This is a genomic window from Peptoniphilus olsenii (genome assembly GCF_040545475.1).
GTDB lineage: Bacteria > Bacillota > Clostridia > Tissierellales > Peptoniphilaceae > Peptoniphilus_A > Peptoniphilus_A olsenii.
Map to the genome: position 1 here is coordinate 77,347 of NZ_JBEPMA010000004.1, position 13,302 is coordinate 90,648.

Consider the following 13,302-nt stretch of genomic DNA (forward strand, 5'->3'; position numbering starts at 1 on the left):
GGGAAAAATGAAGAATTTTAAGTTAAATAGAAAAGATGTTGTTTTCGCTTTTATAGATGTTCAAGATAAATTGTTAAATGCCATTTCAAACAAAGATGAGATTTTGAAGAATGCCGAGATTTTATCAAATGCTGCAAAAATCACCGAGTCAGAGAGTCTGTTTACGGTTCAATATCCTGAGGGCTTAGGATATACTAATGAGAAGATTAAAGCCCCTCTTGCTGAAAAAGAAGAGTTTGGAAAACTTAATTTTAATGCTTATGAAGATGAAGATATTTATACTGAAATTAAAAAATTAAAGAAAAGACAATTTATACTTTGTGGTATTGAAGCACATATCTGCGTTTTTCAAACAGTGAGAAATCTTCTTGCTTGTGGCTATGAAGTTTTTATTGTGGAAAATGCTGTAGGTTCGAGAGATGAAAAAAATGCAAAAAATGCCATTGAACAAATGAGGGAGATGGGTGCTGTTATTACAAATGTAGAGACAGTTTTATTTGATTTGGCAGGAGTAGCTGGTACTAGAGAGTTTAAAGCTTTACAAAAGTTAATAATTTAAAGTAAAAAAGCCTTTATTTTACAAAGGCTTTTTTTGAATTATTGATTCTGTGTTATAATTAAAATGGTGATTTTATGAAAATAGTTCATTTTTCAGACTTGCATTTAAAGAAATTTTATAAGGGTAAATTGCCTTTAGAAATTTCTAACAAAATTATAGAAGATGTTTGGACAAATTTAAATGAAGTTTGTAAATATATAAATCAAATATCAGTAGATATTGTTTTAATAGCTGGTGATGTATATGATAGAGAATTTTTTAATCTAAGTGATATGAATAGATTTTTAAACATTATAAAGACCATAAATGCCAAAGTTTTTATATCTTGTGGAAATCATGACTATTTTGATAGCAATAGTCTTTGGAATAGAGTAGAATATCCTGAGAATTTACATGTTTTTTCTAATGAACTTTCATATATAGATTTAGAAGATATTGGGGCAAGAGTATTTGGCATATCTTATGATTCTTTTAAATTTAACAAAAAATTGGTTAAACCTGATTTTTCTGATAATCTAAAAAATATTCTAGTAATGCATTGTGATCTTGAGGATGAAAGATATTTATCACCTGGACTTGAATATTTTAGGCATTTTGATTATGTTGCATTAGGTCATATTCACATGAGAATGAGAATAATGGAGAATGCCTATTATTCGGGCTCTATTGAGCCACATCACTTTAAAGATAGTGGAGAGAGAGGTATAATAATTTTTGATACTGATACTCGTTCTGTGGATTATAAAGATTTTTCTATTAAAAACTTTCGAACTATAGAGTATGAAGTAAAAGAGAATATGACTTTTGATAATATATACTCCGATGTACAATCACTTTTAAATGATAGAGATTTATACAGGATTAAGCTAACTGGCAAACATGAAAATTATAAACAAATTGGTAACTTTTTGAAAAATAATTTATCTGCTTTTTATGTGGAAATTATAAATAATGTTAAAAACAATTTAGATATTTACGATGTTTTTGGCAATGACCGTTTGATAATGAACTTTTTGGACTCATTTACAGAAGAAGAAAAAGACTCAAAAGATTTAGCAATAGAATATTTACTGGAGCAATATAATGAAATTTAAAGAATTTGGATTATTAAATTTTGGGAAATTTGACAATAATATTATTAGCTTTAGTAGCGGTATAAATGTAATATTTGGAGAAAATGAATTTGGCAAATCCACAATTGCAAATTTTATTGATGGTATTTTTTATGGATTTAGTCGAGATTCACTAAAGAGAAGAATTAGAGATGAGTTATTTGACAAATGTAGACCGTGGAAAAGTTCAAGTTATGATGGTTATATTGAAATTGAGATAAATAATGAAACATATAGAATAACAAAAAACTTTGAAACTGATGATTTATCTATTTTAAATAAATCTACAGGACTTGATTTGAGTCATCTACCAGAGCTAAATAAATATTCTAGAGTCGATCAACCTGGAGCTTTACTATTTGATATTAATAGAAAGATTTTCAAATCGACAGTATTTATTGGACAAATGATGTCGATACCAGAAGATGATGCGTCATCAGATTTAAAAAAAAGAATAAATAATTTTGCTACGTCTTTGGATGAGAAAATTAATCTCAATAAAGTAGTAGAAAAGATGAATAATGATATTAATAGTTTTGGGACTGGTAAGAGAAAGTCATCTTTAATCGGATCTACTACAGTAAAAATTGATAGATTAAATAGAGAAAAAACTTCTTATATATTAGATAAAGAAAATTATGACAAGAATATTGAAATTCTAAAAATACAAAAGGAAGAATTAAAATCCTTACAAAAAAAATATAGAGGTAGACGAAGCTTTGATATATTAGAACTAGAAAAGCAAATCGAAAACCTTGAAAATGAAAAAAATAAAACTATACAAAATCTTAATATGGAGGACTTCCAAGAAGCTATTGAAATAAATAGAGATTTGCGTTCTAAATCTAATAGATTAGACGATCTATTAAGTTTTGATAAAATTCAAAATGCTGATAGAGAGTTTGATACAGATGTTGAAAAAGATATTAAAGAATTTAAAAAGGCTAAATATGAAATTTCAAAATTAAATATTTTTAACTATTCTAAAGAGATGGAATTTATTTCTGTGGATATGAGAAATACTCAGAGTAAAATTAATTTTTATATATTAAAAATTATATTAGGAATAATACTGGGTTTAGGTATCATTGGTCTATCTATCTTTTTTAATAAAGTTTTTTATAGTCTTATTTCGGTATTATTTTTTGCTTATTCTTATTTTAGATATGTAAAATACAACATAAATAAAGATTTATACAACAGGCTGGATTTAAAGTTAAAAGAACTTAAAAAGCTATCCATTGAAAAGACTGGCATCAAAAGGGAATATGATGTGTTTTTTGATGATTTAATGAAAAAATATTCTACTAATTCAGTTGAAGAGTTAGAGGATATTTTTGAAAAAGCAAATATGGACAATCTAAAACTTAGAAGTCAAATGGAATATAATCTAGTGATTCAAAATAAAAATGAGAAAGAAAAAATACTGCTTGAAAAATCTATCCAAGAAGAAGAAAAAAAGCTAAAAGTAATTTTAGATAAATATAATGTAGCAAATATTTCTAAATTAAGAGAATTATTTTTTAGTATAAAAGATGATAGAAACGAGATTTTTATTGCTAAAAAGAAAGATGAACTTAAGAAATTAAAAGATAATTTTACTGTGGGGGAAATATATAATAGAGAATCATTAGAGGAATTATCAAAAAAAATAAAAGATAAATTATTAGAAATTTCAAATACAAGCGGTAAAGTTTCTTCTCTTGAAGCTTCAGTTGAACGACTTAGATCGATTGAAGAAAGTGAAATGGCACTTGAAAAACAAAAATCTAAGTTGAAAAATAAAAGGGATACTCTGATAATATCAAGAGATAAACTTCTAGAATTAGTTAATAAAAATAGAGATAATTACCTTCCTAAGCTTAAAAACAATATGGAAGATATTTTGACTAAGATAACCGACAATAAATATGAAGAAATTATAATAGATAAAGATTTCAATATTAAAGTATATGACAAAGTTTTAAATAAATATGTTGATGCTGAAAATGTAAGTTTTGGAACCATTGATCAAATTTATTTTGCATTTAGGATGGCTATGGCAAAAATAATGACAGAAGATAAATTACCTATTGTTTTAGACGGACATTTCGATAGCTATGATGACACTAGACTTGCCAATACTTTGGAATTCTTGCGTGATTATGAACAAGTTTTAATTTTCACAAGTTCAAAGCGTGAGATTGAAATTATGAATGATAAAAATATAAATTACAATTTAATAAACTTGGGGTGAATATGATTTACGCTATAGGAGATTTGCATTTTGATTTTTCAAAAGAAAAACCTATGGATATTTTTGGTGTTAACTGGGAAAAACACGAAGAAAAAATCATAAGTAATTGGAAAAATAAAGTGAAGGAAGAGGATTTAGTACTACTACCAGGCGATATATCATGGGGGTTAAAACTAAATGATGCAAAACCTGATTTAGAAAAGATAGATGCATTACCTGGCATAAAATTGATATCGAAAGGAAACCATGATTATTGGTGGTCATCGATGAGTAAAATGGAAGATCTAAATCTCATTAAAACTAAATTTATACACAATAATTCTTTTGAATATAAAGATTACAGTATTATAGGTACTAGAGGTTGGGCTGCACGAGATTCTTTTGAATTTTCAGAAAGTGATGAAAAAATATATATCAGAGAAGTCAATAGACTACAAAACTCGCTAGAAACTGCAAAAAACAAAAAAATAATAGCAATGCTACATTATCCTCCATTTAATCAAGATTTCACACCTAACGAATTTTCTAAAATGTTAAGTGATTATGGTGTGGAAAAGTGTGTATATGGCCATTTGCACGGAAATGGACACAAGTATAAATTAGAGGGTAAATTTTTAGGGGTTAAATATATATTTGTTGCAAGCGATTATTTGAATTTTGATTTAAAATTGATTTTGGAGGAATAATGGAAAGAGAAATAGAAGTTAAAATATTAGGTATTGATGTGAGTAACTTTGAAGAAAAATTAATAAATTTGGGTGCTAAATTTATTAAAAATGAGAGGCAGAAAAATATAACTATAAATTCTTCTAAAAATCCCATTGCTAAAGATAAAGGCTATCTAAGAATTAGAATTTCTGAATGTGATGGAAATTTAAAAAAATATTTTACATTCAAAGAAAATATTTCTACAAAAGGGGCAAGAGATAATCTAGAACATACTACTGAAATTAAAGACGAAGATGAACTTATGATAATTTTAAAATTATTAAATTTTGATATCTCTGATATGGGCACTAAAGAAAGAATTAAATATAGCTATGACGATTTGATAATAGACATTGATACTTGGGATAAAGAAACTTATCCAGTTCCATATGTTGAGGTGGAAGGACCATCTATTGAAAAAATATATAATTTTTTAGATAAAATGGAAATTGATAAAAAACATATTTCAACACTTTCTATTGCAGAACTTAAGGAAAATTTAAAAAAATAGTATGACATATATAATAATTATGATATAATATTTTTATCTTAAAGGGGGATGTTATGACTAAGTACAATTATATTAGATGGTTTGATGAAATAGGAAAAGACGATGTTGGCATAGTTGGTGGTAAGGGAGCAAACTTAGGAGAGCTTACAAGCTTTGGACTGCCTGTACCTCCAGGATTTTGTGTTACTGCCCAAGGTTATAGAAAATTTATTGAATATGCTGAATTAGACGAAGTCGTAAAACTTTTGATGGAATCTGTTGATGTAGATAATGTAGATGAACTTACAAATGCATCTGAACAAATTCAACAAAAGATAAAAGAAAAAGATTTTGAACCACAATTAAAAGAAGAAATTCTCAGTGCATATAGAGAATTTTCAGAAAATATAAATGTAAAAGACCCTGAAGTAGCGGTTAGGTCTTCAGCTACTGCCGAAGATTTACCAGATGCTTCATTTGCAGGCCAACAAGATACTTATCTTCATATTAGTGGAGAAGAAGAGTTAATGAAGCATATTAGGGATTGTTTTGCTTCACTTTGGACTTCAAGAGCAATTTATTATAGAGAAAAACAAAAATTTGATCATTTTGATGTTGCTCTTTCAGTAGTAGTTCAAAAAATGGTAAACTCTGAAAAATCAGGAGTAATGTTTACTGCTAATCCAATTAATTCCAACACTGATGAAATGATGATAAACGCAAGTTATGGACTTGGTGAAGCAGTAGTTTCAGGTATTGTAACTCCAGATGAATATGTAATTGATAAAAATTCAAGAAAAGTAATTGAAAAAAATATCAGTGAAAAAGAATATATGGTCGTTAAAAAACAAGATACTGTTGGAACTGAAGTTGTAAAAGTAAAGGATATATTGGGAGAAGATGCAATAAAAGACGAAGCTCTTTCAAGTGAAGAATTACAAACTCTAATAGAAAGAGGTCTTAAGGTTGAAAAATTATATGGTTCAGTTCAAGATACAGAATGGGGTTTTGATAAAGACACTAAAGAATTTTATTTCCTACAATCAAGACCTATAACTACAATTAAATCTGAAGAACAAGAAAAGTTAATCACTTTAGTAAAAGGTCTACCAGCTTCTCCAGGTATTGGCAGAGGAAAAGTAAAACTTATTAAAGATATTACTGAAATAAACAAAGTAAAAGAAGGTGATATCTTAGTCACTGAAATGACAAACCCTGATATGGTTCCTGCAATGAGAAAATGTGCGGGTGTAGTAACAGATGAAGGTGGAAGAACTTGCCATGCTGCAATTGTATCACGTGAATTACAAATTCCTTGTATAGTAGGAAGTAAAACAGCAACTAAAGTTTTAAAAACCGGAGATACTGTAACTGTAGATGCAGTTAGAGGAATTGTTTATGAAGGAGAAGTTCTAAAAGAAAAAGAAGAAGATAACGCAGTTAAATCTGGAGGTGTTTCTCCAATAGCAAATCTTGATGAACTTAGAAATTTATTTGCTCCAACAACAGCTACAAAGATATATATGAATCTTGGTGAGCCTGAATTAATCGATAAATATAAAACTCTACCAATAGATGGTATAGGCCTTATGAGAACCGAGTTCATATTCACAAATATGATAGGTGCTCATCCTATGTATTTAGTAAAAACTGGTCAAGGAGACCTTATGATAGAAAAATTATCTGAGGGTATATCTAAAGTTGCACAAGCAATATTTCCTAAAAATCTTGTAGTAAGAATGAGTGATTTTAGAACAAATGAGTTTAGAGGGCTTAAAGGTGGAGATGAAGTAGAGCCAATTGAAGCAAATCCAATGATTGGTTGGAGAGGTGTTTCAAGATATATTTCTCCAGAATATGAAGAAGGATTTAGATTAGAATGCAGAGCTATGAAAAAAGTAAGAGAAGAATATGGTCTTACAAATGTAACGGCAATGCTTCCATTTGTTCGTACGCCAGAAGAATTAAAAGTTGTTAAAGAAATAATGGCAGAAGAAGGATTAGTTCAATCTAAAAACTTTAAAATATGGATTATGGCAGAAGTTCCATCAGTAGTTTTACAAGCTGAAGAATTTGCTGAACTTGTAGATGGATTCTCAATTGGTTCAAATGATTTAACTCAACTTGTAATGGGAGCTGACAGAGACTCTGGAATATTAAATAATATGGGATATTTTGATGAAAGAAATGATGCAGTAAAGATAGCTTTAAAGAAAATAATAGATGCTGCAAATAAAAAGGGAATAACTTGCTCAATATGTGGTCAAGGCCCAAGTCAATATCCAGAACTTGCAGAATTCTTGGTAGAATGTGGAATCACTTCTATTTCTGTAAACCCAGACACTGTTGAATATACAAAAAGACTTGTCGCATCAGTAGAACAAAAAATAATTCTTAAAAAATTAAGAAATTTAGATTAATCTATATAAAATTTATTAAAAGCGGAGATTTTATCTTCGCTTTTTTTAATACAAATAAGTTCAAAATTTGGTATGAAGAAGTGTAGAAAGTATACAACCAGATAAAACATCTTATTAAAAAATTTATTTAAAATTATCTATATTTTAATAAATAAAAAAATAAAACCCTTAATCAAGGGTTTTATCACATTTCTGAATAATCTAAAAACTGTGCAGTCAAATTTTTGGCAAATAAATATTTTTCAATTTCTACATGACAAATATCATTTTTAAATTTCAAAACATTTTCTGCATAAATTTTATAACCATCAACTTCATAAACATTATAATTCTTAGATGCATGTTTTGGTGCACCTACATATACGCTAGGCAAAGGCATTCCACTTCCGCAACAAGCCTTAGCTTGATAAGATTCAATAGTAAATTCATCAACGTTCTTATCTTCTAGGAATTTTTTAGCGTCATCTGATATTACAATTTTCATAAAATCACCTATTTTTTTATTAGAGTAACGAAAAATTCACTTTGTTCATTTGCACTAATGGAAATATAATTATCTCCATCAAATTTTAAAATTTTACCAGGTTCTAATTTATAATTTTCTTTATCATTTAACACAATGCTAATTTCTCCCTTTACCACAGTGAGCAAAACCTCATTATCAGGGTGATTGTGCTTTTCAACTTTCTCATTAATGGCAAGAGATTTTTTGATTACAGAATAATTCTTTTCATCGAAAATTTTTCCAGGTGTATTACCTAAAAAGGCTATCATTCTATCACCTCATCTTCATTAGTTTTTTCAACACTATCTAAACCTTCTTGAATATATTTTTCAGGTTCTTCTTCTTTTTCAACTTTAAGTTCGACACCTTTTGTTATATGTTCAATAAGATTTTTTGAAGTGTCTATATCTTCTACCCTATATTCATCCATTCTATCTAAGAAAGTCGATAAATTGATGACTTCTTCATTATATAACTTGCGTATAATCTCATCTATATTTTGTGAATTTTTACGCACAAGTTCCGATCTAATATCGCTTAAAATTTCTAATTTTTCAATATTATAATTTTTTGCAAATTTTTCTAAATCTTCATAAATAATGTCAGTGAGTGTAGGATTTAGTCTAGAATCATTGATACTAAAAGTAAGGGGACCTTGTGTTATAGATCTATTAATTGACATATTAGATTTAGAAAAAATGTCGTAACGTTCATATAGCATATTTCTAGAAGAGGCTCGATTTTCTAATGCTTCGTTTAATTCAAAATTTTCGGTAGCAATAATTACAATATCGTAGCCCATAAACTGAAAATCTGTAGGTATTTCTATTTCTTTTAATTTTATTTTCCCCTCAGAAGATTTTTCTTTTTCTAATATCTCACCGCCAAATTTTTCTGCAATCATGTATATTTCGGCATCAGTATTAATCACAGAATTTAAAGCGGAAAGTGCAAGAAAACCTCCACCGAAAATAAGAATATTTTTGTGAGCAGTATCAAGACCCACAGGTAAGTAACGCATAATATCACTCCTTTACTTAATTATACCAAAAAAGATTTAAAATTACTCGCTAATTGTCAGAACATATCATTATATTGTGGAAATTAGAAAAAATTTAGTATTCTTGAAATACAAATGTAATATAAAATAAGATAAGATACACACATTTATGTTATAATATAGAAAAGTAGGTATTTAGGATATGGAGGTTTGATTATGAAATCTAAAAATCTAAAAAAAGCAATAGCATTGGGGCTAGCGGCAGCGACACTTATGCCGACAGCAGCTTTTGCTAAAGAATTTAAGGATGTCACTAAATCTAACAATTACTCTTGGGCATATAACGAGATTGACGTTTTAAGTGATAAAGGAGTTATTGCAGGTTACGAAGATGGTACTTTTAAACCAGAAAGACCAGTATCACTTGAAGAAGTTCTACAATTACTATATCAAGTAATAAGTCCAAGCACTACAGAAGTAAAAGAAGCTGTAGAAAAATATGGAAATACAGTAAAGGAAAATGGCGTCAGAGATTGGGCTAAAGATGCAGTTTCTGTTGCTTTAGCTAGAGGAATAATTAGCGAATCTGTATTAAAGGGAGCAAAAGAAAATGGATTTTTCGATTCTAAAGATCAAAAATTCCCAGTTAGAGCAGATATTGCAGTTTTCTTTGCGAAGGGTTTAAATCTTTCTAATAGCGGAGATGAAACTCTATTAAAGCATAAAGATAAAGATAAAATAAATTCAACTACAAGGGGTTATTTAGCATCACTTGTTAAGGAAAGAATATTCTCTTCAACTGGATCTGATGGTAACTTCCAAGGAGACAGATATATTAGACGTGTTGAAATGGCTATAATTACAAAAGCAGGTTTTGATTATGCAGCAAAAAATGGAATTGATGCTAAGACCGAAAAACTTACTGGTAAGGTAATATTAGCTTCCAAATTAAGTGGAACTAATGTAATAATAATAGAATCTGGCAACAACAAATATTCATTTGCTATTGACTCTACTACAAAATACAAAATTGCAGATAAAGATGCAAAATTTGAAGATATTAGTCAAGGTCAAGAAGTGGAAATTGAATATACTAAACTAAATAACAATGAAAAATTTGGTACAGCGAAAGTTGTAAATATTAAAAATGCAAACTTAGAATTAGTTGGTTATGTTAATTCATTAGATAAAAATAAAGAAGAAATAACAATTAGATATAGAAATAATGACAAAGACTTAGATTTTAGAACAACATCAAAAATTTCTACATCTGATACTAAGACATTTAAATTAGCTAAGAATGCTAAAATTGAAGCTTTCGGTAATACACTTAAATTAGAAGATATTAAAAATGACGATTTACTTGAATTTAAAACAGACGGCAAAAATGAAATTAATGAGATAAAGGTATTTCCTAAAGATGCTGTTGTTAATGGCGAAGTAGTTTATCTTAATAATATTGACAGAACAAATGGTATTATTAGATTAAAATTAAAAGATAATAAAAATTACGAGTTCTACACAACAAATGATTCTAGAGATTTAGGTGGACTAAGAATTGGTGACAATGTAAATATTAAGACAACTTATAAAGTAGCCCTAGGCATGGCGACTAAAGATGAAAGAAATACTACAGTAGCTGGAAAAGTAATTTCATCTTATGACGGAAGCTCTTTAGGTTATAATAATAGAGCATCTTATATTGAAATTAGAAAGCCAGATGGAACAAGACAGTCATACGATTACTCTGATAGACCATCCTTTGGTTATGAAGGTGGTGCAAATTATTCATATGCGTTAAGAGAAAGCAATCTTCGTGATGAATTTGTAAAATTAGAGCTTGATTCTCGTGGTGAAGTAACTAAGGTAACTATCCTTGATAAATCATCTCAATTTACTGCAACTATTCAAGTAACTTACTCTGAATATGATAGAGGTAATTTTTATGGTCATAGAGATTATGAGTCATCAGCAACTGTGATTCAATCTAATAATGAAAAAGTTAGATTAGGTAGTACAATTGAAATTAGCAGTGCTAATTCAATTGATAGATATACTGTCTTACGAATTAGTGGGCTAGTAGATAGGAATGGAAAGATAAGTTATATATTTGAAGAACCTAGAGAATTAGGTAAATCAGATAGGTTATTAAATTATGACAATAGTTATATCTCCAGGGATAGAGATTTTATAACTTCAAGTGATTTAGAAAATACAAATTATAAAGTATATTATTAATTTTAAACATTTGTTATAAAATTTAATTAAAAATAAAAATCAAATTTAGGACAAGTATTGACAATCCTAAATTTGATTTTTTTATTTGTAAATTATAAAGACTATTTTATATAATAAACATATTTTCTTTTTTTTATTGTCATGAGAAATTCCAATGATATAATATAAATTGGAGTGATAAGATGAATAAGAAAAAAATATTAACTTTTAATTTGGCCCTTACACTGATGATTTTGCCAACTAATATTTTTGCTAAAGAATTTAAAGATGTAAAACCACATGGCAGAGTTTCTTGGGCTTATAAATATATAGATGAATTATCGAATAAAAAAATTCTAAATGGTTATGAAGATGGTAAATTCAAACCTAATAATGCAGTTAGTTTTTTAGAAACTATGCAGATTATCAAAACTACTTTAAATCCATCGGATGCCTATTTGAAAGAAGCTATCAATAAGAATTTAGAATTTTTAAATGCAAATAGTGTTCCTGAGTGGGCACGAGGAGCTGTTGCTTTTAATATTGAGCATAAAACTATAACAGCTAAAACTTTGGAGCAAGCTAAAAAAGGCGGGTTTATAGATTCTAAAGTTTATCCGAGTAGAAATTCAATTGCTGTATATTTTGCTAGAGCTTTAAAATTTAGTAAAAATGCTGATGCATCAAATTTAAATTACAAAGATAAAAATAAAATTGCACCTTTAACTTTTAGTTATTTGCCAGAGCTAGTGAATGCAAATATTTTTACTTCTACAGGTTCTGAAGGTTATTTTAACGGAAATAAAGCAATTAGGCGAAGTGAGATGGCAGTTATAACATCTAAAACTTTGTCGTGGTCTGAAGCTAACAAAAACAACATTATAAATCCTAATAATAAGGTTGAGGTTGACAATTTAATTCCAGAAGAGAGCGGCGATTTAAATGAAAATGTTGATGAATTAAATAAACCAACACAACCCGTACAAGATAATATCAGTGACGAAGACTTATCAGGTGATTCGATTATAAATGATACAATAAATGAGAATACTGAATCAGAAGAAAAAATAGAAGAGAACAAAACAGTTAATTTTACTGGTGAAGTTATGGAAGTGACTGAAGCTGGAACTGTTAGATATTTAAAAATTAGGATTATAGACTCGGATAATTCTAATTATTCGTCAGGAAGTTTAATTACTATAAACGCCAATAGACATTATAATATAGGTGATAGAGTATCTGGTAGTGGAACTTTAGGTAAAAACAGTCTATTGGATATAAAACTTAATTAAAAATAGAAAGTGGCTGTTTTTTATAGACAGCCATTTATTTTGGGGGAAATATGGAATTTTTAAATAGAATGGAAAATATGCTTTCAGCTGAGGATATCAAAAAAATAAATTCTAAATCAGTATTAGTCTTTGGTCTTGGAGGTGTTGGAGGAGCATGTGTAGAAAGTCTGGCACGTGCTGGAATTGGTAAGATTGGTGTTGTGGATAAAGATACTTTTGATATTACAAATTTAAATAGACAAATATTATCTTCTACTGAAAATATTGGAGAGAATAAGACTGATGTTGCTGAAAAACGTCTTAAAAGTATAAATCAAGATATAATTGTTGATAAGTATAATATGAATTTTTCTAAAGAAACTTGTGATAAAATTAATTTTAATCAATATGATTATATTGTCGATGCTATCGATAGTATTAGCTCAAAACTTTTATTAATTGAGATAGCTGTAAGAGAGGGTATAAAAATCATATCTGCTATGGGGGCTGGAAATAGAATGGATCCAACTGCTATTGAAATCACTAAAATTGAAAAGACAAAAAATGATCCTGTCGCACGAATTATGAGAAAAAAGTTAAAAGAAATGGGCATTAAAAATATACCAGTGGTAAGTTCTAGTGAGCTCCCAATAAAAACGCACAATAGAACACCAGGCTCGATATCTTTTGTGCCGCCAGTTAGTGGAATGATTTTAACTTCTTATGTAATAAGAGATATTTTAAATTTGAATTAATAGCTAAAAAAACATATAATATTTACGAA

The 13,302-nt window shown here is 28.3% G+C and carries 12 protein-coding genes; 9 read left to right on the forward strand and 3 right to left on the reverse strand.

Annotated features, from left to right (window positions below; genetic code table 11):
- Positions 1–7: 7 nt before the first annotated feature.
- The 6 genes from ABID14_RS04750 to ppsA all read left to right on the forward strand — a co-directional run bounded on the left by ABID14_RS04750 (position 8) and on the right by ppsA (position 7,525).
- Positions 8–559, forward strand: a complete 552-nt coding sequence (locus tag ABID14_RS04750; protein ID WP_354367672.1) for an isochorismatase family protein — start codon at positions 8–10, stop codon at positions 557–559.
- A 74-nt stretch (positions 560–633) separates the two neighbouring features.
- On the forward strand, positions 634–1,653 hold the full coding sequence (locus tag ABID14_RS04755) for a metallophosphoesterase family protein (RefSeq protein ID WP_354367674.1): 1,020 nt from the start codon (positions 634–636) through the stop codon (positions 1,651–1,653).
- A complete protein-coding gene (locus ABID14_RS04760) occupies positions 1,643–3,907 on the forward strand; it encodes an ATP-binding protein (protein ID WP_354367676.1) in 2,265 nt (754 codons plus the stop codon). Before ABID14_RS04755 ends, ABID14_RS04760 begins: the two co-directional genes overlap by 11 nt.
- Before the next feature lie 2 nt (positions 3,908–3,909).
- A complete protein-coding gene (locus tag ABID14_RS04765; RefSeq protein WP_354367678.1) occupies positions 3,910–4,593 on the forward strand; it encodes a metallophosphoesterase in 684 nt (227 codons plus the stop codon).
- Positions 4,593–5,126, forward strand: a complete 534-nt coding sequence (locus ABID14_RS04770) for a class IV adenylate cyclase (RefSeq protein ID WP_354367680.1) — start codon at positions 4,593–4,595, stop codon at positions 5,124–5,126. The genes ABID14_RS04765 and ABID14_RS04770 overlap by 1 nt, the downstream gene beginning before the upstream one ends.
- A 53-nt stretch (positions 5,127–5,179) precedes the next feature.
- Positions 5,180–7,525: a phosphoenolpyruvate synthase gene (gene ppsA / locus ABID14_RS04775; protein WP_354367682.1), complete on the forward strand. Its 2,346-nt coding sequence runs from the start codon at positions 5,180–5,182 to the stop codon at positions 7,523–7,525.
- Positions 7,526–7,709: 184 nt separating this feature from the next.
- Here the strand turns inward: ppsA and ABID14_RS04780 are convergent, their stop codons facing one another.
- Genes ABID14_RS04780 through ABID14_RS04790 form a run of 3 tightly spaced genes read right to left on the reverse strand, consistent with a single transcriptional unit; the run spans position 7,710 to position 9,051 of the window.
- The gene (locus ABID14_RS04780) at positions 7,710–8,009 is read right to left on the reverse strand and encodes a CC/Se motif family (seleno)protein (protein ID WP_354367684.1); all 300 of its coding nucleotides are present in this window, start codon (positions 8,007–8,009) and stop codon (positions 7,710–7,712) included.
- Positions 8,010–8,017: 8 nt separating this feature from the next.
- Positions 8,018–8,299 carry a cupin domain-containing protein gene (locus ABID14_RS04785; RefSeq protein ID WP_354367686.1) on the reverse strand — a complete coding sequence of 94 codons (282 nt, stop codon included), beginning with the start codon at positions 8,297–8,299 and terminating at the stop codon, positions 8,018–8,020.
- The gene (locus ABID14_RS04790; protein WP_354367688.1) at positions 8,296–9,051 is read right to left on the reverse strand and encodes a precorrin-2 dehydrogenase/sirohydrochlorin ferrochelatase family protein; all 756 of its coding nucleotides are present in this window, start codon (positions 9,049–9,051) and stop codon (positions 8,296–8,298) included. Before ABID14_RS04790 ends, ABID14_RS04785 begins: the two co-directional genes overlap by 4 nt.
- A 195-nt stretch (positions 9,052–9,246) precedes the next feature.
- On the opposite strand from ABID14_RS04790, the gene ABID14_RS04795 reads away from it, so the two are divergent.
- The 3 genes from ABID14_RS04795 (at position 9,247) to ABID14_RS04805 (ending at position 13,273) form a co-directional block, all read left to right on the forward strand.
- A complete protein-coding gene (locus ABID14_RS04795; RefSeq protein WP_354367690.1) occupies positions 9,247–11,268 on the forward strand; it encodes an S-layer homology domain-containing protein in 2,022 nt (673 codons plus the stop codon).
- Positions 11,269–11,450: 182 nt separating this feature from the next.
- Complete coding sequence (locus tag ABID14_RS04800; protein WP_354367692.1) at positions 11,451–12,539, forward strand: S-layer homology domain-containing protein; 1,089 nt, start codon at positions 11,451–11,453, stop codon at positions 12,537–12,539.
- 50 nt (positions 12,540–12,589) lie between these two features.
- Complete coding sequence (locus ABID14_RS04805; RefSeq protein ID WP_354367694.1) at positions 12,590–13,273, forward strand: tRNA threonylcarbamoyladenosine dehydratase; 684 nt, start codon at positions 12,590–12,592, stop codon at positions 13,271–13,273.
- Positions 13,274–13,302 lie beyond the last annotated feature (29 nt).

What these genes read in the sequence shown, in the direction of transcription:
- ABID14_RS04770 (WP_354367680.1), top strand. Translation starts at nt 4,593, where the DNA reads ATGGAAAGAGAAATAGAAGTTAAAATATTAGGTATTGATGTGAGTAAC.
- ABID14_RS04785 (WP_354367686.1), bottom strand. Translation starts at nt 8,299, where the DNA reads ATGATAGCCTTTTTAGGTAATACACCTGGAAAAATTTTCGATGAAAAG.
- ABID14_RS04755 (WP_354367674.1), top strand. Translation starts at nt 634, where the DNA reads ATGAAAATAGTTCATTTTTCAGACTTGCATTTAAAGAAATTTTATAAG.
- ABID14_RS04800 (WP_354367692.1), top strand. Translation starts at nt 11,451, where the DNA reads ATGAATAAGAAAAAAATATTAACTTTTAATTTGGCCCTTACACTGATG.
- ABID14_RS04760 (WP_354367676.1), top strand. Translation starts at nt 1,643, where the DNA reads ATGAAATTTAAAGAATTTGGATTATTAAATTTTGGGAAATTTGACAAT.
- ppsA (WP_354367682.1), top strand. Translation starts at nt 5,180, where the DNA reads ATGACTAAGTACAATTATATTAGATGGTTTGATGAAATAGGAAAAGAC.
- ABID14_RS04805 (WP_354367694.1), top strand. Translation starts at nt 12,590, where the DNA reads ATGGAATTTTTAAATAGAATGGAAAATATGCTTTCAGCTGAGGATATC.
- ABID14_RS04750 (WP_354367672.1), top strand. Translation starts at nt 8, where the DNA reads ATGAAGAATTTTAAGTTAAATAGAAAAGATGTTGTTTTCGCTTTTATA.
- ABID14_RS04765 (WP_354367678.1), top strand. Translation starts at nt 3,910, where the DNA reads ATGATTTACGCTATAGGAGATTTGCATTTTGATTTTTCAAAAGAAAAA.
- ABID14_RS04790 (WP_354367688.1), bottom strand. Translation starts at nt 9,051, where the DNA reads ATGCGTTACTTACCTGTGGGTCTTGATACTGCTCACAAAAATATTCTT.
- ABID14_RS04795 (WP_354367690.1), top strand. Translation starts at nt 9,247, where the DNA reads ATGAAATCTAAAAATCTAAAAAAAGCAATAGCATTGGGGCTAGCGGCA.
- ABID14_RS04780 (WP_354367684.1), bottom strand. Translation starts at nt 8,009, where the DNA reads ATGAAAATTGTAATATCAGATGACGCTAAAAAATTCCTAGAAGATAAG.